The 26,005-nt window shown below is 45.5% G+C and carries 21 protein-coding genes, 2 pseudogenes and 1 other annotated feature; of the genes and pseudogenes, 5 read left to right on the forward strand and 18 right to left on the reverse strand.

Translation table 11 applies throughout. The features are described 5' to 3' along the window. The 9 genes and pseudogenes from Q1A70_RS00005 to xerD form a co-directional block, all read right to left on the reverse strand. Positions 1-113 (reverse strand): annotated as a pseudogene (locus Q1A70_RS00005) (ISAs1 family transposase); the annotation flags it as partial. 158 nt (positions 114-271) lie between these two features. After that, positions 272-583, reverse strand: a complete 312-nt coding sequence (locus Q1A70_RS00010) for a DUF6482 family protein (protein ID WP_299685496.1) — start codon at positions 581-583, stop codon at positions 272-274. A 229-nt stretch (positions 584-812) separates the two neighbouring features. Then, positions 813-1,064, reverse strand: a complete 252-nt coding sequence (locus Q1A70_RS00015; protein ID WP_299685493.1) for a DUF1127 domain-containing protein — start codon at positions 1,062-1,064, stop codon at positions 813-815. A 617-nt stretch (positions 1,065-1,681) separates the two neighbouring features. Continuing rightward, the gene (vpsR, locus tag Q1A70_RS00020) at positions 1,682-3,025 is read right to left on the reverse strand and encodes a cyclic-di-GMP-binding transcriptional regulator VpsR (protein ID WP_299685490.1); all 1,344 of its coding nucleotides are present in this window, start codon (positions 3,023-3,025) and stop codon (positions 1,682-1,684) included. A gap of 311 nt (positions 3,026-3,336) precedes the next feature. Continuing rightward, complete coding sequence (gene lysS / locus Q1A70_RS00025; RefSeq protein ID WP_299685487.1) at positions 3,337-4,869, reverse strand: lysine--tRNA ligase; 1,533 nt, start codon at positions 4,867-4,869, stop codon at positions 3,337-3,339. A gap of 80 nt (positions 4,870-4,949) precedes the next feature. Further along, positions 4,950-6,048, reverse strand: a protein-coding gene (prfB, locus tag Q1A70_RS00030; RefSeq protein WP_299685484.1) for a peptide chain release factor 2 whose coding sequence is annotated in 2 segments (ribosomal slippage) — positions 4,950-5,972 and positions 5,974-6,048 — 1,098 coding nt in all. Because the reading frame shifts where the segments join, the coding sequence is not laid out codon by codon here. A gap of 227 nt (positions 6,049-6,275) precedes the next feature. Beyond that, on the reverse strand, positions 6,276-8,012 hold the full coding sequence (gene recJ / locus Q1A70_RS00035; protein ID WP_299685481.1) for a single-stranded-DNA-specific exonuclease RecJ: 1,737 nt from the start codon (positions 8,010-8,012) through the stop codon (positions 6,276-6,278). 109 nt (positions 8,013-8,121) lie between these two features. Then, positions 8,122-8,901 carry a thioredoxin fold domain-containing protein gene (locus Q1A70_RS00040; RefSeq protein WP_299685478.1) on the reverse strand — a complete coding sequence of 260 codons (780 nt, stop codon included), beginning with the start codon at positions 8,899-8,901 and terminating at the stop codon, positions 8,122-8,124. Between the two features lie 26 nt (positions 8,902-8,927). Beyond that, positions 8,928-9,842, reverse strand: coding sequence for a site-specific tyrosine recombinase XerD (xerD, locus tag Q1A70_RS00045; RefSeq protein WP_299685476.1), 915 nt, complete (start codon positions 9,840-9,842; stop codon positions 8,928-8,930). Positions 9,843-9,992: 150 nt separating this feature from the next. Between xerD and fldB the strand changes: the two genes are divergently transcribed. After that, positions 9,993-10,514: a flavodoxin FldB gene (fldB, locus tag Q1A70_RS00050; RefSeq protein WP_299685473.1), complete on the forward strand. Its 522-nt coding sequence runs from the start codon at positions 9,993-9,995 to the stop codon at positions 10,512-10,514. 138 nt (positions 10,515-10,652) lie between these two features. On the opposite strand, the pseudogene brnQ reads toward fldB, so the two are convergent. After that, positions 10,653-11,946, reverse strand: a pseudogene (brnQ, locus tag Q1A70_RS00055) (branched-chain amino acid transport system II carrier protein). Between the two features lie 320 nt (positions 11,947-12,266). Between brnQ and Q1A70_RS00060 the strand changes: the two are divergent. Continuing rightward, entirely contained in the window at positions 12,267-12,995 is a 729-nt protein-coding gene (locus Q1A70_RS00060) for a methyltransferase (RefSeq protein WP_299685470.1), read from the forward strand. Positions 12,996-13,102: 107 nt separating this feature from the next. Continuing rightward, a complete protein-coding gene (gene srmB, locus Q1A70_RS00065; RefSeq protein WP_299685467.1) occupies positions 13,103-14,368 on the forward strand; it encodes an ATP-dependent RNA helicase SrmB in 1,266 nt (421 codons plus the stop codon). A 111-nt stretch (positions 14,369-14,479) separates the two neighbouring features. Here the strand turns inward: srmB and yaaA are convergent, their stop codons facing one another. Continuing rightward, the gene (gene yaaA, locus Q1A70_RS00070; protein WP_299685464.1) at positions 14,480-15,256 is read right to left on the reverse strand and encodes a peroxide stress protein YaaA; all 777 of its coding nucleotides are present in this window, start codon (positions 15,254-15,256) and stop codon (positions 14,480-14,482) included. A gap of 189 nt (positions 15,257-15,445) precedes the next feature. Beyond that, positions 15,446-16,870 (reverse strand): sodium:alanine symporter family protein, encoded by a 1,425-nt coding sequence (locus Q1A70_RS00075; RefSeq protein WP_299685511.1) that lies wholly within the window; start codon positions 16,868-16,870, stop codon positions 15,446-15,448. 494 nt (positions 16,871-17,364) lie between these two features. On the opposite strand from Q1A70_RS00075, the gene Q1A70_RS00080 reads away from it, so the two are divergent. Next, positions 17,365-17,553: a DUF3545 family protein gene (locus tag Q1A70_RS00080; RefSeq protein ID WP_299685461.1), complete on the forward strand. Its 189-nt coding sequence runs from the start codon at positions 17,365-17,367 to the stop codon at positions 17,551-17,553. A 74-nt stretch (positions 17,554-17,627) separates the two neighbouring features. Here the strand turns inward: Q1A70_RS00080 and Q1A70_RS00085 are convergent, their stop codons facing one another. The 3 genes from Q1A70_RS00085 to nfo form a co-directional block, all read right to left on the reverse strand. Continuing rightward, positions 17,628-18,179: a hemerythrin domain-containing protein gene (locus Q1A70_RS00085; protein WP_299685458.1), complete on the reverse strand. Its 552-nt coding sequence runs from the start codon at positions 18,177-18,179 to the stop codon at positions 17,628-17,630. An 86-nt stretch (positions 18,180-18,265) separates the two neighbouring features. After that, positions 18,266-18,946 carry a uracil-DNA glycosylase gene (gene ung / locus Q1A70_RS00090; RefSeq protein WP_299685455.1) on the reverse strand — a complete coding sequence of 227 codons (681 nt, stop codon included), beginning with the start codon at positions 18,944-18,946 and terminating at the stop codon, positions 18,266-18,268. A 422-nt stretch (positions 18,947-19,368) separates the two neighbouring features. Next, complete coding sequence (gene nfo / locus Q1A70_RS00095) at positions 19,369-20,283, reverse strand: deoxyribonuclease IV (protein ID WP_299685452.1); 915 nt, start codon at positions 20,281-20,283, stop codon at positions 19,369-19,371. 326 nt (positions 20,284-20,609) lie between these two features. Between nfo and grcA the strand changes: the two genes are divergently transcribed. After that, positions 20,610-20,987, forward strand: a complete 378-nt coding sequence (gene grcA / locus Q1A70_RS00100; protein WP_299685449.1) for an autonomous glycyl radical cofactor GrcA — start codon at positions 20,610-20,612, stop codon at positions 20,985-20,987. A gap of 78 nt (positions 20,988-21,065) precedes the next feature. On the opposite strand, the gene thrC is transcribed toward grcA, so the two are convergent. The 3 genes from thrC to thrA are packed head-to-tail and all read right to left on the reverse strand — an operon-like array spanning position 21,066 to position 25,779. Next, positions 21,066-22,349, reverse strand: coding sequence for a threonine synthase (gene thrC, locus Q1A70_RS00105; RefSeq protein WP_299685446.1), 1,284 nt, complete (start codon positions 22,347-22,349; stop codon positions 21,066-21,068). Then, entirely contained in the window at positions 22,346-23,302 is a 957-nt protein-coding gene (thrB, locus tag Q1A70_RS00110; RefSeq protein WP_299685508.1) for a homoserine kinase, read from the reverse strand. Before thrB ends, thrC begins: the two co-directional genes overlap by 4 nt. 17 nt (positions 23,303-23,319) lie before the next feature. Beyond that, a complete protein-coding gene (gene thrA / locus Q1A70_RS00115) occupies positions 23,320-25,779 on the reverse strand; it encodes a bifunctional aspartate kinase/homoserine dehydrogenase I (RefSeq protein WP_299685443.1) in 2,460 nt (819 codons plus the stop codon). Between the two features lie 29 nt (positions 25,780-25,808). Then, positions 25,809-25,927, reverse strand: a sequence feature (Thr leader region). Positions 25,928-26,005 lie beyond the last annotated feature (78 nt).

Below are 26,005 nucleotides of genomic sequence, written 5' to 3' on the forward strand. Positions count from 1 at the left end.
CACCCCGATGCGATGGCGCTAATTATAAGGAACATAACATCAATAAGATCATGCTTCTGGTTAATGTCTGACCGAGTATCTTGGACGACTGATAGGTGTTCGATTAAGTTCAAAGTGGCTGTGTGATTATGGATTTGGCAATATTAGATCATATTTGTTAACAAAGTGCGATCCCGCCCTGCTAACTATCCATGCGCTATAAGCTGTCTGCTAGTAAACAGTATGTTATTGAACTGCCGGTCATTAAACGGCTTATCATTAGAAATCAGCGCTAATGAGGTTTAAGTGCCAGTTCAATATCACAGTAGCTTTGACTTGGTTCACTGCCAAATTCATCGTACGCGTTGTGCAAACGAAGATACGCCTTTTCAAAGCCGAGCCGGAGTAACTCCTCTTTCACTTGATCCAAGGAGCCAAAATGCATTGGCTCACCATCTTGTTTTACCGGCTCTAACTTATGTTTGTACTCTACAGCAAGCAGATATTCTGAGATATCAGAACAACCAATAACGTACACTTTAGGGGTTTGATAAGAGTCTTTATGCTCTCCATGTAACCACATGTCTAATTGATGCTTTTGCATAGCCATCCTCCCTCACTCTATAAAGCTTAGTCGAACTCTTTTCCTTTACTAGATAACGACTTAAAAAATGTACATCACGGCTTAAAAAGCAAAAAAGAGAAGCTAGTACTTCTCTTTTTTGGCCAGTTCCAGTTCAAAAGTTTGCACTTTCGACGCCATAACTATCACTGTTAACATAACGAACACTGTTAATTATCTAGGGGTTGAAAGGTGTCATCAACCCCGAAAATTACGTCGTTATTCGTGCACTTAAGGCACGACGGAGGTGACGTACTCGACGCTCAATCGTGACAGCTTCAGGTTCAGAAAAACCAATAGGTCGACCATCGGCTTCAAGACCAATATCTTTTAATAAGTGAGTATTGTTCCAAGGTAGGTGGTATGAACTACGACGAACCTTTCGTTGCCATTCACGCTCTTCACGACGAAGGTCTGCACGGATAAGGATTGTGGCTAATTTTAAATATACTGAGTGACGCATAATAACTCTCCAGTTGTTGAATAAACTGAGGAAAAATAGCGTGTTAGATAGTATGAGGGTGACTCATTTAGCTGCTATTTTTCCGCAGCCAAATAAAGGTACGGATCAGTTAGTTAGGTTTATCTTGGGTGTTTCGATCGGCCATGGCTGAACGTCGTGGCATAACTGCCATAATGTCAGTACAGAGATCAAACGATGCGCAAATATGCTGTTCAAAATCAAAATTTTTCATCTGCGCCTCCAAGCTAACTAAAAAGTCCAAAAAAAGTGGGGGGGGAAAAGCAAACCATTGTTTGTTAAACCATTGCTTTCACTGTTAAAGTCTAACCAAGATAGTATATTATTCAACCGATAAATGATGGGGATTTTGAAAACAATGCATTCCCCCAAAAGATGAGTTGCATATGTAGTTGCGTATAACACATTCACTGTAATTATATCTATTCACAGCAGAACTCGCTTAGCGCCTTATAGACTCAACCAGCCATTGAAATCGAGCCGTGAATTAAAAAGTAAGCCATTCATTGAAAATAAAGCGATCAATAGTAAGCCGAGCGACTAAAGATAACTAAACCACGTTTGATACGTGGCTTGGTGATTGACACTGACTATAAACCCTAAGAGCTCCAAATAACGCCCTCAGAGATAAGATTGTGTTTGTTAAGCAAACGGTACATGGTTGCTCGTGATACTCCGAGCTCTTTGGCGGCCAGTGACACTTGCCCTCTGTAAGATTCTAAAACCATCAGTAAGGCATCGCGCTCTGAACGCTCACGGATGATTTTTAAGCTACGGCGTTGATCATTTAGCTTTGGTAAGTCAAGTTGATGATGCTCAATGATCACCGAGTCCGACATCAATACAACACGCTTGATATGGTTCATCAACTCACGCACATTACCCGGCCAATGGTAACGGTTCATCGATTGGATCGCTTCATCTGAAAACCTCTTGGCTTGAGCGTTAAACTCTTTCGAGTATTCGCGTAAAAAGTGATGTGCCAGAACAGAGATGTCACTCACACGCTCTTTCAAGCTAGGGACATTAATACGCAGCACATTGATGTAATGGTAGAGCTCCTCGTTGAAGTCTCCATCAATAAACGCTTTTTCGATATCCGATGAGTTGGCAGCGAGAATACGTACATCGACCCGCTTAGGTCCGTTGATGGTCTCAACTTTACCTTCTTGTAAGAAACGGAGTAAATTCAGTTGCTGACTGCGGGGCAAAGCGAGCACGTCATTGAGCAATATCGTACCGCCATCAGCCTCATCTAACACGCACGGTGTTGCGTCTTGTTGAGCCGTAATACCAAAGACTTCGCTTTCAATTCTCGCCTCAGACAAAGCACAACAATTGACCGTTAAAAATGGTTTTTGGGAGCGAGAAGAGTGCTGGTGAATCGAACGCGCGATGGTCTCTTTGCCTGACCCGCTCTCACCGTAAATAAGAATGCTGACATCCGTTGAGCCAATACGCCTGACTTGGTCTCTCAAGCGCTTTACCGCCACTGAATCGCCGAGCAAGCCCATGTTATTGTTGATGCCATAGTTCGGCCACACTTTTTGTTCAAGTCTGAGCATGCCAAGTTGGTGGCCAATAGTGCTCTGTAGCTGAGCGTCAGGAATAGGCGCTGTGAAAAAATCAATACAGAAGTTAACGATAAATTGGCAGATGGTATCTGAACTCAGTTGCGATTCACGAATAAAAGCGATCCACCGCACCTGTTTGTTATTGCTCACTAGGTTAGCCACACCATTAAGACTGAATTCGTCATGGCTGAGGTCAACGATCCCAATGCACGGACCAATGTCAGCAATCAGAGCATCCGCTTTTCGCAAATCCCCACACTGGCTGCACTGCCAACCCACTTTTTCTAATACCGATAACCAAGGTTCGTACGCCCCCCCCACTACGATAAGAGAGCCTGGTAAGGAATCGATCTTAAATTGAGTTCCCATGGTTCTTCCTTGTTCCATTGTTATTTAAATAGGTCAATACCAATCACGCCTTTATAACTTTATAACTTTATAACTTTATAACTTTATAACTTTATAACTTTATGAAATATAAAGAGCTCGTATTTAACACAAAACGTATAGAAGCAAGACTATGTTAGATTTCAAGTCTCAATAGTAAGACTATGCCAAAAATAGCGATTTTTCGAATCAAGAGTGCGGTGCAGGTTATGTTTTTGAAGCCCAAAAACAGAAAAAGCCACCCGAAGGTGGCTCTCTTAATTAGATAGGCTGGGATGCCCCGTAAGCGAGAATTACGCTTGTGGACGCATTGCCGGGAACAAGATCACGTCACGAATTGTGTGCGTGTTTGTAAATAGCATTGCTAGACGGTCAATGCCGATACCTTGACCCGCTGTTGGCGGTAGGCCGTGCTCAAGCGCTGTGATGTAGTCTGCATCGTAGTACATTGCTTCATCATCGCCTGCGTCTTTCGCGTTAACTTGCGCTTTAAAACGCTCGTCTTGGTCTTGTGCATCATTAAGCTCAGAGAAACCATTCGCTACTTCACGGCCACCGATGAAGAACTCAAAACGGTCTGTGAAGAACGGGTTGTCATCGCTACGACGAGCTAGAGGAGAGATGTCCGCTGGGTAGCCTGTGATGAACGTTGGTTGAATTAGCTGAGGCTCAGCCGTTTCACCAAAGATCTCTTCAAGAAGCTGACCACATGTCCAGAACGTTTCTACGTCTACGTGTACAGATTTAGCGATAGCAACCATCTTCTCACGGTCTTGTAGGTCTGCTTCTGTTAGCGCTTGAATCTCTGCGTGCTCAGGGTTGTAGTGTTTGATTGCATCGAACATGCTCATACGAGCGTAAGTGCCACCGAACTCAACGGTTTCGTCACCGTAAGGCATAGAAGTAGAACCAAGAACGTCCATTGCTGCTGTGCTTAGCATCTCTTCAGTCAGATCCATCAGGTCTTTGTAATCAGAGTACGCTTGGTAGAATTCCATCATTGTGAATTCTGGGTTGTGACGTGGAGACAGACCTTCGTTACGGAAGTTACGGTTGATCTCGAATACACGGTCAAAACCACCCACCACTAGACGCTTAAGGTAAAGCTCAGGTGCAACACGTAGGTACATGTCGATGTCTAGTGCATTGTGGTGAGTGATGAATGGACGCGCAGTTGCGCCACCCGGGATCACGTGCATCATTGGCGTTTCAACTTCTAGGTAGCCTTTCGCGCTCATGAAGTTACGGATTGAAGCTACAAGCTTAGAGCGCACGATGAATGCATTGCGAGAGTATTCGTTCACGATTAGGTCAACGTAACGCTGACGGTAACGCATCTCTTGGTCAGTTAGACCGTGGAACTTCTCTGGTAGAGGACGAAGTGCTTTCGTCAGCAATTCAAACTCTTCCATGTTCACGTAAAGGTCACCTTTACCTGATTTGTGAAGCGCACCTTTAACACCGATGATGTCACCGATATCTAGGCCTTGGTACTTCTCTTTTAGTACTTTTTGTACGTCTTTCGCTGCGTATGCTTGGATACGACCAGAAGTTTCTTGAATCGCAAGGAATGGACCACGCTTCGCCATAACACGACCAGCGATCGCAACGATGTGGTTAAGCTCTTCTAGCTCTTCCTTAGTCTTCTCACCGAATTCCGCTTGAAGATCGCCAGCTAGGTGCTCACGACGGAAGTCATTTGGGTGACCGTTAGCCTTGCAGTTTTGGCGGATGTGATCCAGCTTGCTACGGCGCTCAGCGATTAGTTTGTTCTCTTCAGGTGAAGAAGCTTCTTGTGCGTTTTCGTTTTGAACAGCATCAGTCATTAGAGATGTACCCTGCTTTTATAATTTGGACCGCTATATCTTTGCAAATATAGACATTTTTACAAATATTCTTGGTAAGCTTACAGGCCTGATTTCAGGCTAGCTTCTATAAATTTGTCTAAGTCACCGTCAAGAACCGCTTGTGTATTACGGTTTTCGATGCCAGTGCGTAAATCTTTGATACGAGAATCATCCAGTACGTAAGAGCGGATCTGACTGCCCCAACCGATGTCTGATTTCGTTTCTTCGCTCGCTTGTTTTTCAGCATTTTGTTTTTGAATCTCAAGTTCAAAAAGCTTAGCACGTAGCTGCTTCATCGCTTGATCTTTGTTCTTATGCTGCGAACGGTCATTCTGACATTGAACCACTGTGTTGGTTGGAACGTGAGTAATACGTACCGCCGATTCAGTGGTGTTGACGTGCTGACCACCAGCGCCCGAGGCACGGTATACGTCAATACGTAGGTCAGAAGGATTAATGTCGATCGTAATGTTGTCATCAATCTCAGGATAGATAAACGCAGAGGCAAACGAAGTATGGCGACGACCACTTGAGTCAAATGGCGACTTACGAACTAGACGGTGAACACCAGTCTCTGTACGTAACCAGCCGTAAGCGTACTCACCAGAAATACGTATCGTTGCGCCTTTAAGGCCAGCAACATCACCATCAGACATTTCGATTACTTCAGTCTTGAAGCCTTTCGAATCTGCCCAACGTAAGTACATACGCAACATCATTGACGTCCAGTCTTGAGCTTCGGTACCGCCCGAGCCTGACTGCAGATCGATGTAGCAATCTGATGCATCATGATCACCAGAGAACATACGACGGAATTCCAGCTTCTCTAGCTTAGCTTCAAGCTCGGCCAGTTCTGGTTCAATTTCATCGAAGGTTTCTTGATCTTCTTCTTCAACCGCAAGCTCTAATAGGCCATCTACATCTTCAACACCTTGGTCAAGTTGGTCGATGGTTTCTACTACAGCTTCCAATGCAGAACGTTCTTTACCTAGCGCTTGAGCACGCTCAGGTTCGTTCCATACATCCGGTTGTTCTAATTCTGCGTTGACTTCTTCTAGACGCTCTTTCTTGGCGTCATAGTCAAAGATACCCCCTCAGGATATTTGTGCGTTCAGACACATCCTGTAGGCGGTTTTTTATAGGATTGATTTCAAACATTTTAGCTCATCATTTATGAGTAGAATTTAACCGGAGAATTGTACTCAAAAGTGTGACGGAGATACAGAAATTTTTGGGGTTCAAAACAAGATTCAATCACTTACAGAAATATAATTTTGCTTGCTTTGAAAATCCTGCTATTGAGGCATTCTCAGGAAGGGGAAACAAGCCCGGTATGATGTACAGAGCTTGTTGAATTTAGTACGAAAGGTTTAACATTATTCAGGCTATTTGGCTTCAATATGATCAATCATCAACTGCAGCGATTGGTTGCCACGAAATTCGTTGATATCGAGCTTAAATGCAAGGTGTACCGTTTTCACCGACGCATCAGGCCAGCGACGCAGATCGACATTAAACGCAATACCATCAATCATCACATTGGTAGGGTGACCTTTGTAGAGTGGCTCGAGCATCAACTTAAGGTGCTTTTCGCCCACCAGCTTTTGATGCAGCACTTTAAACTCACCGTCGAAGATGGGCTCAGGGAAGGCTTGCCCCCATGGGCCACCTGAACGCAATGTTTCAGCGGTGTGCATCGAGAACTCTTCTGGTAACAGCTCACCATCAGATAAGATAATGCCCTTAAGTGCTGTTTCTCCAAGTTCATTCTTCACAACATCATTGAACAGCTGACTGAAACGCTCAAAATCCTTTTCCATGATGGTTAAACCAGCCGCCATTGCGTGACCACCAAACTTAAGGATTAACCCGGGGTTTTGAGTGTCGATTCGGTCCAGTGCATCACGCATGTGCAGACCAGGAATCGAACGGCAAGAGCCCTTAATGCTTCCTTCTCCGCCATCAGCAAACGCAATCACCGGGCGGTGGTATTTATCTTTGATACGCGAAGCCAAGATACCAATCACCCCTTGATGCCAATCCCGTTGGAACAGGGCTAATCCAGAAGGTAGGTCGTCTTTACCAAACTCAAGGCGCTCACAAAAAGCCATCGCTTCTTGCTTCATGCCCTCTTCGATCTCTTTACGAGTTTGGTTTAAGCCATCCAGTTCACTCGCCATTCGACGCGCTGCATGGATGTTATTGCTCATTAGCAGCTCAACACCAAAAGACATGTCATCCAATCGACCTGCTGCATTAATGCGCGGGCCAAGTGCAAAACCAAAATCAGAGGCCACCAAACGCTTAGCGTCTCGCTTCGCAATCTCGATCAAGGCTTGAATGCCCGGACGTCCTTTACCGGCACGAATGCGTTGCAGCCCTTGATGGACCAAAATTCGGTTGTTTTCATCGAGTGGCACCACGTCGGCAACCGTGCCCAATGCCACAAGATCAATCAGCTCCATTAGCTTTGGCTCGGTCATACCACGCTGGGCAAACCACCCTAACTTACGCATGTGAACACACAGTGCCATCATCAGATAGAACGCCACACCAACCCCCGCAAGGGCTTTCGAAGGAAAGGCACAGCTCTCAAGGTTTGGATTAACCATCGCATCGACCATCGGCAGTTCATTACCCGGCAAGTGATGATCGGTAACCAGAACCTCTAGCCCTCTCTCTTTGGCAAAGCGAACACCGTCAATCGAAGAGACACCGTTGTCGACCGTCATGATCACCTCAGCGCCAAGCTCGATTGCCTGTTCGACTACTTCTGGGCTCAAGCCGTAGCCATCCTCAAAACGGTTCGGCACCAGATAATCGACGTTAGAGCTGCCGAGCATACGTAACGCTAAAACAGACAACGCCGAGCTGGTCGCGCCATCGGCATCAAAATCCCCGACGATGATAATGCGTTTTTGCTGCTGAATCGCTTTGAACAACAGCTCAACCGCAGCATCAATACCGCCCAGTTTTTGATAGGAGTGCAAGCCTCTCGCGGCCGTCTCTAATTGGTCAGCACTGTTTATTCCTCGGCTCACATAAATGCGTTTTAACAAGTCAGGTAAATGAGCAGGTAGGACTAAAGTATCGACCTCAGGACGGCGTTGGATCTCTATCATATAAAAATGGGCCCGATATCCATCAAGCCACTCCTTAAATCAAAAAACATGGGGAATCTATGGCAAATACAGTACACGATATTTAGCGATGACAACGGTAAAGCTATTGTTACTGCTCGATGCGCTGAAGAAGCTGGTCTGGCGGTAAGTAACCACTCACCATCTCACCACTTTCTAGCGCAATAGCTGGTGTACCATTGACTCCAAGCTCACGACCGAGTTGGTACTGCTTAGCGATGACCTGTTTCAGCTCAGAAAGGTCTTTGCCAGGCTCTGGCATCTGGCGATTCAGCTTCGCATCATGCATGGCAGTTTTAGGGTCATCAGACGCCCAAATTGCTGCCATTTGATCAGCGACTTGGCCGGTTGCACCTTGGCGCGGATAAGCCATATAGCGAACGGTGATGCCGAGATCATTGTAGCCCTGCATTTCACTGTGCAGACGTACACAGTAACCACAAGTAATGTCAGTAAATACCGTCACAACGTATTTTTCATTGTCCGCCTTGTACTCGATAACGCTATCCGACATTGCAGCAATTTTTTCCGCGTTGATTGGCGCTTGACGCTCAGCCAATACATCACTGAATTTGCCATTATCATCCAAAGAATAAAGTGTACCGGCCAGAAAATGATCGCCCTCTAGAGAAGAAAAAACAGTGCCACTGCTGGTTTGAATTTCCAAAAGACCATCAATATCCGAAGGCACGATCTTATCGACCTTAATACCAATCTTGTCAAAACGCTGAGTTAATGCTTCGCGATCAATCGCTTGAACTGGAGCCATTTCTGCGGCCGTTGATGTTTGTTCGACTTCAGCTTCTGATGCATTACATGCAGTGATCATTAGCGGAAGCGCTAATAGAGGAAGACGGCGTAATACGCTCATTAGGTTCACCTTAAAAATAAATGGAGTTAAGCACGCGGGTGATGCTGGGTATGAATTTGCTTTAACCTCTCGGTCGCCACGTGAGTATAAATTTGGGTTGTCGATAAGTCACTATGCCCAAGCAACATTTGTACGACTCTGAGATCGGCACCATAGTTCAATAAATGCGTCGCAAAAGCGTGTCTTAATACGTGTGGTGACAACAGCTCAGTATCAATGCCTGCGATAACCGAGTAATGCTTGATACGATACCAGAACGTCTGACGAGTCATCTGCCTAGCGCGTTTACTTGGAAAAACCACATCAGAGCTCTTTTCACCCAGTAACTGTGGACGGCCTTGTTCAATAAAGGTTTCGATCCAATCGACTGCATTTTCACCCATGGGGACCAAGCGTTCTTTGCCACCCTTACCAATAACACGAACCACACCTTGGCGCAAGCTGATGTTTTCCATGGTCAGGCTAACCAGTTCGGTGACACGAAGTCCAGTTGCATAGAGTAACTCAAGCATCGCTTTGTCGCGAAGTTCGATAGGATCATTGGGATCCGGAGCCTCTAGTAGTGCATCGACTTGTTCTTCACTTAAGTCTTTCGGCAAGCGCTGTGGCAGCTTAGGGCTGATCAGCAGAGCACTGGGATCATCACCTCTTACTTTTTCGCGGTGCAAGTATTGAAACAGACGACGAATCGCCGATAGCATACGCGCACGAGAAGTCTGTTTAAAATCGGCGTCGGCTAACCAGCTTTGATAATCCTGTAATCCTGAAAGGCTGATAAAATCGAGGCGATAATTATTCTTTTCCATCCACGTTAATAGCTTAGACAAATCGGTACGATACGAAACAAGCGTATTCTCGGATAGCCCTCGCTCCATCCACATAGCATCTAAAAACTGTTCAACGAGACCGTGGTCTGCGCTCTGCCCTTGAGGCGACTGCATAGTGTTACTCACAATATTGGAAACTGTTTTGAGAGTATGCCAGAGCAAATACGAATGCCATAAAAATTACCACCAGAGCGGATAATCGCTGCAATCGAAGTCGATTTATGGTTAGAATTCGTCATCTACAATTAAAATCGAACGTTTGCTATGAAAATTGGATTGTTTTACGGCTCAACCACCTGCTACACAGAAATGGCAGCAGAAAAAATTCGCGGCATTATCGGTGAAGAACTCGTTGATATCCATAACGTCAAAGAAACCCCGCTTTCATTAATGGCAGACTACGACCTTTTACTACTGGGGATCTCAACGTGGGATTTCGGTGAAATCCAAGAAGATTGGAATGACCTGTGGGATGACATCGCCACCACGCCAGTAAAAGGCAAGGTTGTGGCCCTGTTTGGCTTAGGTGACCAAGAAGGCTACGGCGAATGGTTCTTAGATGCGATGGGGCTATTGCACGACGAACTGAAAACCGCTGGTGCTGAATTTGTTGGTTTCTGGCCAAACGATGACAGCTACCAGTTCGAAGCATCGAAAGCCCTAACCAAAGATCAATCACAATTCGTTGGTCTGGCTCTGGATGAAGATTCTCAATACGAGCTGAGCGACGAGCGCATTGCGAGCTGGGTTGAACAAGTACTGGTTGAGTACAGCGAAAAGCTTTAGGTTTAGTTTCCTAAAGTGACGAACTGGCTTTTAGTTAATATCCAAAATACATTATAGAATACAAAAAGGCCTCATGACTGCGAAGTAATGAGGCCTTTTCTATGTCATCTCGAAGGGTAATCTAATCTCAACAGAAGATTAAAGCGTCTCTTCAGTCGCTATCTCTTGCTCTGCCGAATGTCCAACAAACAACATACAGATGATGGCAGTGGTTGTTGGCAGCAACCAACCCATACCAATGTCGAACAATGGCAGCATGTTCAACGCAGAAACATCAACACCTGCAACCTTGACAGCATCAATCAGAGCAAACATCAGCGATACCAAAACCACCACACGATAAGCGACTCTTGGATTCGGGAAGCGGTTGCGTAAGAATGTCAGTGCGACAAGCGCGATTGCGACTGGGTAAAGTGCAAAAAGTACTGGTACCGAAAGAGAAATAAGCTGAGCAAGGCCAACATTGGCGACCGTTGCACAAGCCACGCCGTTGATAATAACCCAAGTTTTGTATGACAGCGGGGTGAGTGAGCTAAAGTAATCAGAACACGCTGAAACCAGACCAATCGCGGTGGTTAGACACGCCAATAGCACAATAATAGAGAGTGCAACCTGACCAGAAGGACCAAACAAGGATTGAACATAAAGGCTTAAAATCGCGCCGCCATTATCCGCTCCTGCAGCAACCGTGACACTGGTTGCGCCTAAGAAAAACAGAGACACGTACACAAACGCAAGACCTGCTGCCGCAATGCAACCCGCGCTAATCAGGTACTTAGTCGTCGCAGCGCGATCGGTGATCCCCTTGCCGCGAATCGCATCCACAATCAACATACCAAACATCAACGCACCAAAAGTATCCATGGTGTTATATGGTCAACGGCTGAGTTATGTACTCTCCGTGAGCGGCAAGAACGTCGCCCTGAGGGTTAACAAACACAGAAATACCGAGTACCACCAAGCCAATAAACAGTGCTGGGGTCAGAACCTTACCAATCACATCAATCAGCTTGCCCTGTGACCATGAGAAAAACATCGCGACCACAAAAAACGCAATAGAACAAAGCGTAAGGTGCACTTGAGACACATCTGCAAAGAACGGTTTTACAGCGACTTCATAAGCAACAAGACCGGTACGTGGTGCAGCGAATAAAGGGCCAATGATAATGAAGATCAACACTGCCATGATCGTGGCAGCTCGCTTAAGAAGATCTTTGGTTAAATGCCCCCAAGAGCCACCAGCGACAGCAATGATGGTGGTCAGTGGCAGACCAACGGCAGTCAGCAGGAAACCAAACATTGCGGGAAGAAAATGATCACCAGCCAATTGACCAGCTAGAGGTGGGAAAATGATGTTACCCGCACCTAAGAAACACGCAAAAAGCATAAAGCCCAATGCCATTATATCTGTTATTTTTAGACTCTGTTTCACAGATAATTCCTTAATTATATTTATGAGCTCATGTTGTGTTGGAATTTATATGAATGCTATCAACCAAGACTGTAAAGCATTCTATAAAATAGCCGCGCATAATGACGAAACACTGAGCCAGCTGCAAGCCACGACAAAAATACGATATATAAATTCAAACTCAACCAGCTAATGCTGTGATTTGAACTAGATATACAAAATAAGCATAATTACACACTACTCATAAGTAGCAACAATGCACCATCAAGCAGAATATTGATTTACACAGCCAGTTAACATTAGTGCTAATCACTTAAAATACACCGATAGTCAGAATATTAATGAAAGAGAAATCCGTACTAACCAAAAGCTTCAACTTTAAGCAATTCTCAATTTACGGCGGGCAAAGCGGTATGCCAGTCAGTACCGATGGCGTGTTGCTTGGTGCGTGGGTAAGCCTGCCACAAAGATCATGTGTACTCGATATTGGAACAGGGACCGGTCTGCTGGCCTTGATGGCAGCACAGCGTTTTGAGGATACTTCCATCTCTGCGATCGATATTGATCAGCACGCGATTGCTGCCGCTGCGATCAACATTGAACAGTCGCCATGGCAAGATCGTATCTCCCTTCATCATGGCAGCGTATTAACAACAGATTTGCCACAGCGGTTTGATGCGATCATCTGCAACCCACCCTACTTCAATTCTGGAGAGCAGGCGCAGCAAAGCCAAAGAGCCACCGCCAGACACAGCGACAGCTTAGATCACCTTGCTCTTATTCAGCGTTGTTTCGCACTGACAACAGATACCGCCACAGCGAGCTTTATACTGCCAACGCCCGAAGGAGAAGGTTTTATTAAGCTTGCCGAGCAATGTGGTTGGTATCTAGCAAAGCGTCTTGATGTGAGGACAACAGACAAGAAGCCCGCAAGTCGAATTCTATTTGAGCTATCTAAAGATCCTGCTTGCGAGCAAGATTTGCAGCGCGAATCGCTTACAATCCACCACCAACAGGGTTATAGCGAAGCATTTATTGCCCTCACCAAAGATTTTTATCTCAAGATGTAGCAAATACCATGTGATCCTAATCACTAATGCTTCTATAATGTCCGACTACTCTTTTTTATCGTCTGCTTTTTGAGGCAGAAACATTTATTGCTTGTGGAGAAACAACAGTGATCAGAACCTTTGCAGAACTCGATCTAAACCAAGAGCTGCTTAAAGCAATTGACGAAATGGGCTACGAACGCCCAACACAGATACAAGCTGAAGCAATCCCACAAGCGTTAGATGGAAGAGACGTTTTGGCTTCTGCGCCAACAGGTACTGGTAAAACCGCTTCATTTGTATTGCCAGCACTGCAATACCTACTGGATTTCCCACGCAAGAAAGCGGGCCCTGCTCGTATGCTTATCCTGACGCCAACGCGTGAGCTAGCAATGCAGATTACCGAACAAGCTCGTGAGCTTGCGAAATACACTGCGCTAAACATCTTCACGATCACGGGCGGTGTGATGTACCAAGAGCACGCCGATATCTTAAGTACAACTCAAGACATCGTCGTAGCAACACCTGGCCGTCTTATGGAGTACATTGAAGGCGAGCGTTTTGACTGTCGTGCAATTGAATGGCTGGTTCTAGATGAAGCCGACCGTATGCTAGATATGGGCTTTGGTCCTGTTGTTGACCGTCTGTCTGCAGAGTGTCGCTGGCGTAAGCAAACTTTACTGTTCTCAGCAACGCTAGAAGGTAAAGGCATTGAAGGCTTCACTGAAGATCTACTGAAAAACCCAGCGGAGATCGATGCGAAATCATCACTTCGTGAGCGTAAGAAGATCACTCAGTGGTACCACCGTGCAGACACAGCAGAGCATAAGCTAAACATCCTGAAGCACATCATCACAGAACAAGCTGAGCGCAGCATCGTGTTCTTAAAGACACGTGATCGCCTAGGTGATCTTCGTGCTCAACTGGAAAGTGCGCAAATTCCATGTGCATGGATCCAAGGTGAAATGCCTCAAGATCGTCGTAATAACGCAATCGCTCGTTTCCGTGACGGTTCGGTAAACGTCCTACTCGCGACTGACGTTGCTGCTCGTGGTATCGATCTTCCAGACGTAAGCCACGTCATCAACTACGACATGCCACGTACCGCTGACGTCTACCTTCACCGCATTGGTCGTACGGCTCGTGCTGGTAAAAAAGGCAACGCAGTTTCTATCATTGAAGCGCACGATCAACTAATGATTGAGCGTGTGGCTCGTTACACAGACGAACCAATTAAAGAGCGCTTCATCGAAGGCATGCGCCCAACGCACAAGAAAGCGGCCGTGACTAAGAAGAAGAAGCCGAAGAAAGAAGATAAGAAAGCGGTAGCGAAACAGAAAATCGCTAAGAAGAAGAAAATCGCTAAGAAAAAGAAAGCGGTTAAAAACAAGTAATCTAACGCTTTCAACGATTCAATAAAAAGCCCCATGCAGTTCGCTGCATGGGGCTTTTTCTATCTGGGTGGTATCGCGCCATAGAGCGTAACGACCACAAATCAAACTCGCTTAGTTTTGCTCTTCACGCTTAAAGACTAGTTCTTTCGCGTTCGACTCTTCTTCAACGAAGTAGTAACCCGCGGTATCGAACTTGGTCAGTGCTTCTACTGAATCCACTTTGTTTTCGATAATGTAGCGAGCCATCATGCCACGCGCTTTCTTGGCGTAGAAACTGATCACCTTATACTGACCGTTCTTACAGTCTTTAAATACTGGGGTGATCACTTGACCATCCAAGTTCTTCGGCTTCACGGCTTTAAAGTATTCGTTCGATGCTAGATTGATCAACACATTATCACCTTGAGCATCCAACGCTTCATTGAGCTTATCGGTGATAATGTTGCCCCAGAACTGATACAAGTTAGTACCACGAACATTGGCTAAGCGGGTCCCCATCTCTAGGCGGTAAGGCTGCATCAAATCTAACGGCTTAAGCAAACCGTACAATCCAGAAAGCATTCGCAGGTGTTTTTGTGCATAGTCAAACTCTTCATCCGATAGCGTCTCAGCGTTTAGGCCTGTGTATACATCGCCCTTAAAGGCTAAGATGGCTTGGCGGGCGTTGTCTTGGGTAAAGATTTCGCTCCACTGCTCAAAACGCGCGACGTTCAATCCTGCAATTTTATCGCTGACTTTCATCAATGCAGAGATGTCTACTGGCGTCAGCTTACGACACTCTTCAATCAACTCAGCAGAGTGTTCAATAAGCTCAGGCTGACTAAAGCGTTGTGTCGCTAAAGGTGATTCATAATCTAATGTTTTGGCTGGAGAAACGACAACTAACATAACTTTACCCTAATCGGTTATCTAACTGGATGCAGCTAGAGTATAGAAAAAACATCAACTTGTCTTTATGGCTATTCCTATTACTTTGATAGAGAGATCGAACCACATCGCATACAAACAAAAAGGCTAAAGTCGAAACCTTAGCCTTTCTGCTCACTTTAGAATGAGCCTTTCATCGCTCTAACAAGATCACTTCTTGTTGTCCCAAATACCGTCTTCCAGTTGAGACTTAAGCTCTGGGAAATCATTCGAATCGAATGTCGGCACTTTACCTTCGTCTAGCTGACGGTTGTAGTCTTTGGCCAGCTTAATCACGATGCCTGATAGCAGGATAATCGCCACCAAGTTAACAATCGCCATTAGACCCATCGATACATCAGCCAATGCCCATACCGTTGGCAATGTGGCTAGAGAGCCAAACATCACCATTCCCAGAACCACAATACGGAACAGCACTAGGCCTTTTTTGTTGTTGTGCTCAAGGAAGATAAGGTTGGTTTCAGCGTACGAGTAGTTGGCAATGATTGAAGTGAACGCGAAGAAGAAAATCGCGACCGCGACAAAAATACCGCCCCATTCGCCCACTTGTGCTGTGAGTGCACGCTGCGTGAGTTCGATACCGGTGACTTCACTGTGTGGTACATACTCACCGGACATCAGGATGATGGCGACAGTTGCAGAACAGATAACAATAGTGTCCATGAATACGCCAAGCATTTGCACATAACCTTGTGATGCTGGGTGCGGTGGGTAAGGCGTAGCAGAAGCCGCTGCGTTTGGTGCAGAACCCATACCCGCTTCGTTCGAGAACAAACCACGTTTGATGCCGTTAATCATCGCTTGTGCGATTGCGTAACCTAGACCGCCCGCAGCAGCTTCTTGCAGACCGAATGCGCTCTTGAAGATAAGAGCTAATACGTCAGGTACTTTCTCAATATTGGCAAACATCACGTATATCGCGATAACGAGGTAAGCCAATGCCATGACTGGAACAATGATTTCTGCTGTACGCGCGATCTTACGAATCCCACCGAAGATAACGAATGCAGAGATAATTACGATACCAACACCAACGTAGCTACGCTCAAGATCAAATGCTGTGTTCATTGCGCTTGCAATCGCGTTTGCTTGAACCGCGTTAAACACCAGACCAAAGGCAATGATCAAGAAGATAGAGAATAGAACCCCCATCCAACGCATGCCTAGACCTTTCTCCATGTAGTACGCCGGACCACCACGGTAATTACCGTCGTTATCGCGTGTTTTGTACAGTTGGGCAAGCGTACTTTCAGCAAACGAGGTCGCCATACCTAGCATCGCGATTAGCCACATCCAGAAGATAGCACCAGGGCCACCAGCGGTTAGTGCTACAGCAACACCTGCCATGTTACCCGTACCTACGCGAGCTGCGAGACTAGTACAAAGAGCTTGGAAAGAAGAGATACCAGCACTGTCTGCTTTACGGCTGTTTCTTAGAACAGAGAACATGTGGCCGAAATGGCGGAATTGAATGAAGCCTAGTCGTACGGTGAAGTAGATACCCACACCAACCAGTAAGTAAACTAAGATAGATCCCCAAAGGAGATCGTTCATTAAATTGATTAAGTCTGTCACGCGAACCTCGTAATTGAGTTTAAGCACCGATCATGCTCCAAGCCTTGCGCTAGATCATCGATGCCAGTGCCAATGTTGTCGGGTTGGCATGGGTTTATTTGCTGTGATCTAGATTGTAAATGTCGCGGCATGCATCCATTTTACGTATCGGTGTCTTTTTGACGGGCGGATAATGCAGTGACACAACCGAAAAATCAATATGCAACATCACCTAAAACAGAATAAAACACAACAAACAATACACCTTTAACTAACAAAAACTTCATAATAAAACTCAATGTTCGCCTTCAATCCCCCTTAATCTCAAAGCTCACCTAAGTTCGTTCGCTTAATTTTTACGCACAAAAACCACTACAATCTGTGAGCGAGCAGAAAGATACAAACAAAAGCTTCACTTTACCGAAACAAATGAGAAATAAATCAAGGTTATTGTAGGCTCAAATATGATATTTAATGGTTCGCAAGAACTAGTCCCACGGAAGGAGATATAGCTTATGGATAACTTTCAATTCGATGAAATATCAGAACTAGAGATGCCGCGTGTCACTCAAAAAGTACGCTCTAAACCCGTTAAACGTAAATGGCGTGAGATCGAAGAGATCAACGATAGACGTCGACTCAAAAAAGAACTGATGGATATGAATTTAGGGCTCGATTTTAGTATTGATGACATAAACCTTTGATCTAAAATAAACCACAAAAGGCAACGTTTGTTAACGGTGCCTTTTGTGGTTTATTTTAGATCAAAGCACTGCTGCTATACACATTCTTGTTCATTTTTACGCACACGCTCAGCGAGCTGACGATATTGGTCTGCGATTGTCTCTCCAAATACAGGATCATCTTCAGGCTGGAGCCACTGCGATTCCACCTCTTGCCAATCTTTAACTGTAAACGCCTCAACAATCATCGGTAGCACATGCTTCTCTTCATATTCCATATGCTTTCGTTGACCCTGAATAAAAGCCTCAAGCTGTTCGATAAACACTTGCTGCGGAACCACTGCATCTTGCAGAATCATATCCACAACACCTAAAAAAACTGCCGTTTTCTCAGACAGTAATTGGTGCTCTAACTCCAAGTCTTCAATCGCTTGTTCATTGCCATACTGCTTGAGGTAATAGCGATAAATGAGATCTTCTTTAGGGTGATGCACCTTTTCTGAGTGAGTCATCAAGTAGTGAACCACCTCAGCAATCAAGCTATAGTTGATTTCTCGCTCCAGCTTAAGACACTCAAGTTTATCTTTAAGAATCACAAGCAAGCGAGCCATATAACCATGCTCTCGTCTTATCCTTTCAATCATCATCGTATGTCACTCCATTACACCTACTATTTATAAGTGTATACGAAGATACCCATTTATGATTTGACCCTGCTCAGAGAACCACCAACCTACACTTCTGTTGGTAAACGCCAGTCAATAGGTTGTTGCTCCATAGAAGAAAGTAGCTTATTGGTTGTAGAGAAGTGCTGACAACCGAAGAAGCCACGGCGTGCCGATAATGGCGATGGATGAGGTGCAACCAACACATGATGCTTATCTTCATCAATCGCTTGGCCTTTCTTCTGGGCGTGTGCGCCCCACAACAAAAAGATGATCGGTGCCGAGCGCTGATTAAGCTCAGCAATAATCGCATCGGTAAAAGTTTCCCAACCACACTTGGCATGTGAGTGTGCTTTTGCCTCTTCTACGGTAAGGACCGTATTCAGCATCAGCACCCCTTGTGATGCCCAAGACTCAAGAAAGCCATGGCTAGGAATCTCAAAGCCTTCGATGTCTTGTGCAAGCTCTTTATACATATTGCGCAGAGAAGGGGGGATTTTCACGCCAGGCAGCACTGAGAATGCCAAGCCGTGAGCTTGGTGAGCACCATGGTAAGGATCTTGCCCTAAAATAACCACTCGCACGGACTCGAAAGGCGTCATATCAAAGGCACTGAACACCTGATCTTGTGGCGGGTAGACGGTTTTGCCACTATTGCGTTGCTGTTCGACAAAGGCGAGAATACTCTGAAAGTACGCTTTCTCACGTTCATCATTAATAATGGATTCCCAAGTCTTTGCTGCGCTCATCGTTTTACTTCCCAATAATCAAGGTTTCTAGGGTCTTCCGTCAAACAAAAAATAGCTGTATCGGCTAACTGTCCTAAATTAAGGCTCTAGTTATACCTCATACAGCTATCAATAAACATGATGTGTAGGGCTCGCGTCTTGATAAGTCACAATTTCTTAAATGGTCGCAGCTTCTTAAATCATCACAGTAATCCTGCAACGTAAGGTCAATTAACCACTTTTTTGTTGAGTACGGTGGTGACCCGGGCTATGTACATGGCGATTTGGTGTCGGTAAACGACTGGCGACAGCAACAGATGAAGTTTGGGCGATTGAATACATAAAAGGCACCTCCTCTAAGACATCGTGAACTACATATTCACTTTAAGACTATGAAAGAAAGATGCCAATTGTGAGCAATATCAGAAAATTAATTTTGCTTTTTATGATTGTATGGCTTCACTCGCCACCATTGCTGACCGATGAAACATTCTAAGCTGTTGAATTTCCTCATTCCAGACCGTCGAATCAATGGTTTCTAAGATCAGAGGGATACCGTTAAAGCGTGGATCTGAAGCAATATATTCGAAACACTCCCAGCCAATTTCACCTTTTCCTAAAGAATGATGCCTATCGACTCGACTGGCAAACTCAGCTTTTGAATCATTGATGTGCATTGCTCTTAGATAGTGCATGCCCACGATACGGTCAAACTCAGCAAACGTCTGCTCACACGCCTCTTTTGTACGTAAGTCATAACCCGCAGTAAACGTATGACAGGTATCTAAACAAACAGCGACCCTCTCTTTGTCTTCGACTTGCTCGATGATCTCTGCCAGATGCTCAAACTTCCAACCTAGGTTACTGCCTTGGCCTGACGTATTCTCGATCACGGCAATAACATTGGGCACAGCTTGATGAGCTAAGTTAATCGACTCCGCGATCTTCGCTAAGCATTCGCTTTCTGAGATTTTCTTTAAATGACTCCCAGGATGAAAATTCAATAGCGTTAACCCGAGTTGGTTACAGCGCTCCATTTCATCAATAAAAGCGGCGCGTGATTTCTCTAGCTTCTCTGGCTCTGGCGCGCCTAAATTTATCAAATAAGAGTCATGAGGTAGGATATGCTCTGCAGCAAAGCCCAACATTTGGCAGTTGGCTTTGAATGCACTGATGGTTTTCGCTTCGAGTGGCTTAGCCGCCCATTGCCTTTGGTTTTTAGTGAACAACGCAAAAGCATTGGCACCAATTTCTCGCGCCCGCATCGGCGCCTGATCAACACCGCCTGCAGCAGAGACATGAGCCCCAATAAACTTAACGTTTGTTTGAGGTTTTAAGGATGAATTATTGTTTGTCATTAAATCACTTTACACTTTCAGAATGCATTATAAACGTGGGGCCATATCATCTATCTTCCAACAAAAACATAAATTTTGTAGTGAATTTACAACAATTATGCCATTTAAAAATTTTTTATAGCTTAAAATATATTTAAATGCCTTGTTTTTAAAGGTTTTATTGATTTTACTCAAGATATTTGTCTTTGCTTTAGTGTGGTTTTTTGTTGTTCTTTGACTTAAATCAATGATAACCTTACAGGCATCAGGTATATATTACCCAGCTCAATAAAAAATCAAAAGTTAACACCATAATCAAACCACATTTAGTGGACTAGGAGATAGTTATGATCCAAGGTATTCAAATTACTAAAGCAGCAAACGATGAACTACTGAACTCAATCTGGCTACTAGACAGCGAAAAGAATGAAGCTCGTTGTGTTGTTGCTACCGCTGGTTTCGAAGCTGACCAAGTGATCTCATCTGCAGACCTAGGCGAGTACGAAAGCCGCGAAGTTGCAATCGAAGCAGCACCACGCATCGAGGGTGGTCAACACCTAAACGTTAACGTTCTTAAGCGTGAAACGCTAGAAGACGCTGTTGCTCACCCAGAGAACTACCCACAGCTAACTATCCGTGTATCGGGTTACGCTGTACGTTTCAACTCTCTAACGACTGAACAGCAACGTGACGTTATCGCACGTACGTTCACTGAGTCTCTATAATTTTTAGAGCTTGAATTAGAATACAAAAACGGCGCTCATTGAGCGCCGTTTTTATTTGTTCAACAATACAGATGTACGTTACGGTTGAACTCGACGAAGTACTGTTTTCAGCGCTTCAAAGTCATTATCTAGATCTTCAGACAGCAATTCCATAGCTGCGTGCTTAGCCAGCGGGCCTGGCAATTCAATATCCGTACCTAAGATATCATCAACCACTTCTTTGAACTTCGCCGGGTGCGCAGTACATAAGAACAGCCCCGTCTCGTTCTCTTGCAGTTGCTCTTCCAATAGACGGTAAGCAATCGCACCATGTGGCTCACACAGGTAACCTTGTGCTTTTAGATCGCGTACAGATTCAGCGCTCTGCTCGTCAGATACTTTACCCTTGCCGAGAGTATCTAAGCCCCAACCTTTCAGCTGGCAAAGCTCTTCAATTCGCGGCCAGTTATTTGGTTGGCTTACGTCCATCGCGTTCGATGTGGTCGCAACTGTCGGTTTTGGATCCCATTGGCCTGTTTCTAGGTAACGAGGAACCGTGTCATTTTCGTTGGTTGCTGCGATGAAACGCTTTACAGGTAGACCTAGCGCTTTAGCCAATAGACCCGCAGTTAGGTTACCGAAGTTACCACTTGGTACAGAAATAACCAGGTTCTCACGCTGCTCTTTGGTTAGCTGAGAAGCCGCCTCAAAGTAGTAACAGATCTGAGCCATTAGACGGCTGATGTTAATAGAGTTTGCTGAGTTAAGACCAATTTCTTTACGCAGTTCAGCGTCATCAAATGCATCTTTCACTAGCGCCTGACACGCATCAAAATCGCCATCAATCGCGACGGTGTGGATATTCTTACCTAGTGTACAGAACAGCTTCTCTTGCAGCGGGCTGATCTTGCCTTTCGGGTACAGGATCACCACATTGATGTCTTCCATGCCATAGAAAGCATGCGCAACTGCCGCACCAGTATCACCTGAGGTTGCCGTTAGGATAGTGATTTGACCACCGTCAGACACGGTTGCTAAAGATTGAGCCATAAAGCGGCCACCAAAATCTTTAAACGCCAGTGTTGGACCGTGGAACAGCTCAAGCGCGTAAACGCCGTCTTTGACTTGGTTGATTGGTGCTGGGAATTGGAATGCCGCATCCACCATCTGATCGATCGTCTCTTTCGGTAGCTCATCACCGATAATCGCCGATAGGATCTTTGCGCTACGAGGGATAAAGTCCTCTGCTAGCAGCGCATCGATATCATTAAACTTAGGCAGTTCAGATGGAAAAAATAGACCTTGATTACGGCCTAAGCCTTGACGAACGGCTTGACCAAAAGAGACTTGTTCATCATTTTCTTTGATGTTGTACAGCTTCATAACTCACTTCCTGTAACGATCGAACCCTGTTTATCTAGGCGACAAACGTGAACGAATCCTTCTTCATTTTGTACGTAATTTTGTTCTAACCAGCGTGCAACACGCTCGGCGACATCTTGCTCTTTGCAAATGCTAAATAGGGTTGGACCACTACCAGAAATACCCGTCGCCAGCGCACCGGCCGACAAGGCGTATTTGCGAGCATCAGCAAACCCTGGAAGCAGTTTCTCACGATATGGTTCAGCGATCACGTCTTTGATCATCTTCGCCGCCAATTCAGGCTGACCTGAGTGACACGCGTGAATGAAACCCGCTAAATGGCGACCATGAGCAATGATATCCTGACGACGGTATTGAGATGGTAGGATCTCTCTCGCTTCTGCCGTTGAAACCTTAATGCCCGGATAAGCCATCACCCAGTACCAGTCATCAAAACATGGGACTTCTTGGCTAATGATGCCTAGCTCTTCAAGCATTAATTGCACGCCACCAAGGTAACATGGCGCAACGTTATCGTAGTGAATACCGCCTGAAATCTTACCTTCCATTTCACCCATCAGAGCAAGCAGTTCAGTTTCATTCAGTGGCTGACCATGAAAACGGTTAAGCGCATCAAGCGCCGCTACGATTGAACATGCACTTGAACCTAAACCAGAACCGATAGGCATGTTCTTTTCGAGTGTCATTTCCAAAGGCTTTAGCGCACCGCCTTTTTTATCAAGCTCTCTAGAGAACACCACCCAGCAGTCGTAGACGATATTTTCTTTGGCTTCCGTTGGCAGCTTAGAAACAAAGCTGCCTGCAGTTTTAAGTGAGAATGGTTCATCACCTGCTTTAACCATAACTCGGTCACCCAGCAGTGTGCCATCCACTGGAGACACAGCGGCCCCCAGCACATCAAACCCTACACTGACATTACCGATTGATGCAGGAGCATAAACGACAACATCCATATCACTTGAACTCATTCCTAAACTCCTAATTTCCAACCAAGAGTACGCATCACATCAGAGAATACGCCTGCTGCTGTTACTTCAGTACCCGCACCGTAACCACGAAGTACTAGCGGGATTGGTTGGTAGTAACGGCTGTAGAATGCCAGCGCGTTCTCGCCATCTTTAATCTTGAACATTGGGTCATCGCCATCAACAGCTGCGATACGAACCTTACATTTACCATCGGTAATCTCACCAACATAACGAAGTACTTTGCCTTCTTCTGCTGCGATAGCTGACTGTTCTTGGAAGTAAGCATCCGCTTCTGGCAAGCGAGCCATAAACTCTGCCACAGTGCCTGAATCATCAAAACCCGGTGGCAATGCTTGGTCGACTTCAACGTCTTCAAGCTCAAGTGCCATGCCGGCTTCACGTGCAAGGATAAGTAGCTTACGCGCTACATCCATACCTGATAAGTCATCACGTGGATCCGGTTCAGTAAAGCCGTTGTCTTTAGCAATGTTGGTTGCTTGGCTCAGTGTCATACCTTCATCCAGCTTACCGAAGATGTAAGACAGTGAACCAGAAAGAATGCCGTTGAACTTCTCAAGCTCATCACCTGCAGAGATTAGATTCTGTAGGTTTTCGATGACCGGAAGACCTGCGCCGACCGTTGTCTCGTACATCAGCTTACGACGTGAATTACGGGCAACTTCACGCAACTGATGGTAGTAAGCCATGCTCGCTGTGTTGGCTTTCTTGTTTGGTGTAACCACGTGGAAACCAGCCGCTAGGAAATCCGCGTATTGCGCAGCAATACCTTCGCTAGACGTACAGTCAACTAAGACTGGGTTGATAATGTGGTTACGCTGAACAAGAGCGCTCAAGCGCGTTAGGCTAAACTCTTCCGTTGCGCTCGACATGCGATCACGCCACTGCTCTAATGGTAGGCCGTCACCATCGAGTAACAAACCTTTGCTGTTTGCTAAACCACAAACGCGGATCACGATGCCCTTTTCAGCGAGCTTATCTTGTTGACGTTGGATCTGATCAACCAGTTCACCACCGACACCACCGACACCGACCACGAATACATCAAGGAAGTGCTTAGAATTAAATAGGTTCTCGTGACACGCCTTGATCGCTTCTGAGATTTTATCTTCAGGGATCACTGCGGAGATAGCGCGCTCTGAAGAGCCTTGAGCAATCGCAACAATGTTGACGTTCACTTCCGCTAAAGAAGAGAAGAACTGAGATGCTACGCCACGTGAAGTACGCATACCGTCCCCCACCAGCGTGACAATGGCCACATCATCCATGAACTCAACTGGCTCTAATAGGCCATCTTTCAGTTCAAGTTCAAACGCGTCTGACAACACTTGCTTCGCTTTCACTTTGTCAGCTGATTCAATACAGAAGCTGATGCTGTACTCAGAAGAAGATTGAGTAATAAGGACAATAGAAACGCCAGCAGAAGACATCGCACCGAAGACACGACTCGCCATGCCGACCATGCCCTTCATACCCGGGCCTGATACGTTAACCATGGTGAGATCACTTAGCGTTGTAATGCCTTTGATCGCTAGGTTGTCTTCGCCTGTGTCTTGGCCGATCAACGTTCCCGCACCTTGTGGGTTAAAGCTGTTTTTAATTAGACAAGGAATATGGAATTGCGCAATCGGCGCGATGGTTTTCGGATGGAGAACCGATGCGCCAAAGTAAGAGAGTTCCATTGCTTCTTGGTAGCTGAGTGATTTAAGAAGGCGAGCATCATCGACCAAGCGTGGGTCACAGTTGTAAACACCGTCTACATCCGTCCAGATCTCACAGCAATCCGCGCGCAGACATGCCGCAAGAACCGCAGCTGAATAGTCAGATCCATTACGACCAAGCGTTACTAGCTCACCTTTATCGTTACCTGCTGTAAAGCCCGGCATGATATTGACATGACCTTGTGGAAGCGGTGACTGACGGAAGTTCTGAGTAGAAACGTCCACATCAACCATAGCCTCAAGGTGGTCACCTTTAGCATAGAGGTATTGAACGGGGTCGATCAGGCTCGCTGGTTGACCTTTGGCTTCAAGTACCGCTTTCATCAACTGGATGGAGATGCGCTCACCTTTACTGATGATGCGAGCATTCACATGATTCGGGCACATACCCAATAAGTTAATGCCATTCACAAACTGCTTCAGCTGTGCAAGAGAGGTATCGACTTGTTGTTGGAACGCCGAACCATCGATAGTAGGAACAACGGCTTTGATCTCGGTAAATAGTTCAGCAAATGATGATTCGATCTCTGTAATTTGCTGGTCGGCTTCACCTTCTTGCAGTGCCGCTTCAATAACAGCGACCAACTTATTGGTTGTTTTACCTGGAGCCGATAGTACAACAGCTAACTCTTCTTGCTGGGCATTATTAGCAATGATATCAGCCGCTCGTAAAAAACGATCGGCATCAGCTAATGATGAACCTCCAAACTTTAAAACGCGCATCCCTTTCTCCATAAGTCATAAAAATGGTACAAAAAAAGGCCTGTATCTTGTTGGATACAGGCCTTTTTTTTAAAATCCGTTACTTAGCAGCCTGCCCCAACAATATTAATGTCGGTAATAATAATGGTCGTGGTCATTACTAAGTGGCTTACGTGCTGCATCTTAAATACTCTGCTTGTGCTTTACTCTACGTGTATCAATTTTTAGTACTATACGTCAACGAAAA

Origin of the sequence: uncultured Vibrio sp., assembly GCF_947488985.1 — a bacterium.
Classification (GTDB): Bacteria; Pseudomonadota; Gammaproteobacteria; order Enterobacterales; family Vibrionaceae; genus Vibrio.

What these genes read in the sequence shown, in the direction of transcription:
- Q1A70_RS00010 (WP_299685496.1), bottom strand. Translation starts at nt 583, where the DNA reads ATGCAAAAGCATCAATTAGACATGTGGTTACATGGAGAGCATAAAGAC.
- Q1A70_RS00015 (WP_299685493.1), bottom strand. Translation starts at nt 1,064, where the DNA reads ATGCGTCACTCAGTATATTTAAAATTAGCCACAATCCTTATCCGTGCA.
- vpsR (WP_299685490.1), bottom strand. Translation starts at nt 3,025, where the DNA reads ATGGGAACTCAATTTAAGATCGATTCCTTACCAGGCTCTCTTATCGTA.
- lysS (WP_299685487.1), bottom strand. Translation starts at nt 4,869, where the DNA reads ATGACTGATGCTGTTCAAAACGAAAACGCACAAGAAGCTTCTTCACCT.
- recJ (WP_299685481.1), bottom strand. Translation starts at nt 8,012, where the DNA reads ATGATAGAGATCCAACGCCGTCCTGAGGTCGATACTTTAGTCCTACCT.
- Q1A70_RS00040 (WP_299685478.1), bottom strand. Translation starts at nt 8,901, where the DNA reads ATGAGCGTATTACGCCGTCTTCCTCTATTAGCGCTTCCGCTAATGATC.
- xerD (WP_299685476.1), bottom strand. Translation starts at nt 9,842, where the DNA reads ATGCAGTCGCCTCAAGGGCAGAGCGCAGACCACGGTCTCGTTGAACAG.
- fldB (WP_299685473.1), top strand. Translation starts at nt 9,993, where the DNA reads ATGAAAATTGGATTGTTTTACGGCTCAACCACCTGCTACACAGAAATG.
- Q1A70_RS00060 (WP_299685470.1), top strand. Translation starts at nt 12,267, where the DNA reads ATGAAAGAGAAATCCGTACTAACCAAAAGCTTCAACTTTAAGCAATTC.
- yaaA (WP_299685464.1), bottom strand. Translation starts at nt 15,256, where the DNA reads ATGTTAGTTGTCGTTTCTCCAGCCAAAACATTAGATTATGAATCACCT.
- Q1A70_RS00080 (WP_299685461.1), top strand. Translation starts at nt 17,365, where the DNA reads ATGGATAACTTTCAATTCGATGAAATATCAGAACTAGAGATGCCGCGT.
- Q1A70_RS00085 (WP_299685458.1), bottom strand. Translation starts at nt 18,179, where the DNA reads ATGATGATTGAAAGGATAAGACGAGAGCATGGTTATATGGCTCGCTTG.
- ung (WP_299685455.1), bottom strand. Translation starts at nt 18,946, where the DNA reads ATGAGCGCAGCAAAGACTTGGGAATCCATTATTAATGATGAACGTGAG.
- nfo (WP_299685452.1), bottom strand. Translation starts at nt 20,283, where the DNA reads ATGACAAACAATAATTCATCCTTAAAACCTCAAACAAACGTTAAGTTT.
- grcA (WP_299685449.1), top strand. Translation starts at nt 20,610, where the DNA reads ATGATCCAAGGTATTCAAATTACTAAAGCAGCAAACGATGAACTACTG.
- thrC (WP_299685446.1), bottom strand. Translation starts at nt 22,349, where the DNA reads ATGAAGCTGTACAACATCAAAGAAAATGATGAACAAGTCTCTTTTGGT.
- thrB (WP_299685508.1), bottom strand. Translation starts at nt 23,302, where the DNA reads ATGGATGTTGTCGTTTATGCTCCTGCATCAATCGGTAATGTCAGTGTA.
- thrA (WP_299685443.1), bottom strand. Translation starts at nt 25,779, where the DNA reads ATGCGCGTTTTAAAGTTTGGAGGTTCATCATTAGCTGATGCCGATCGT.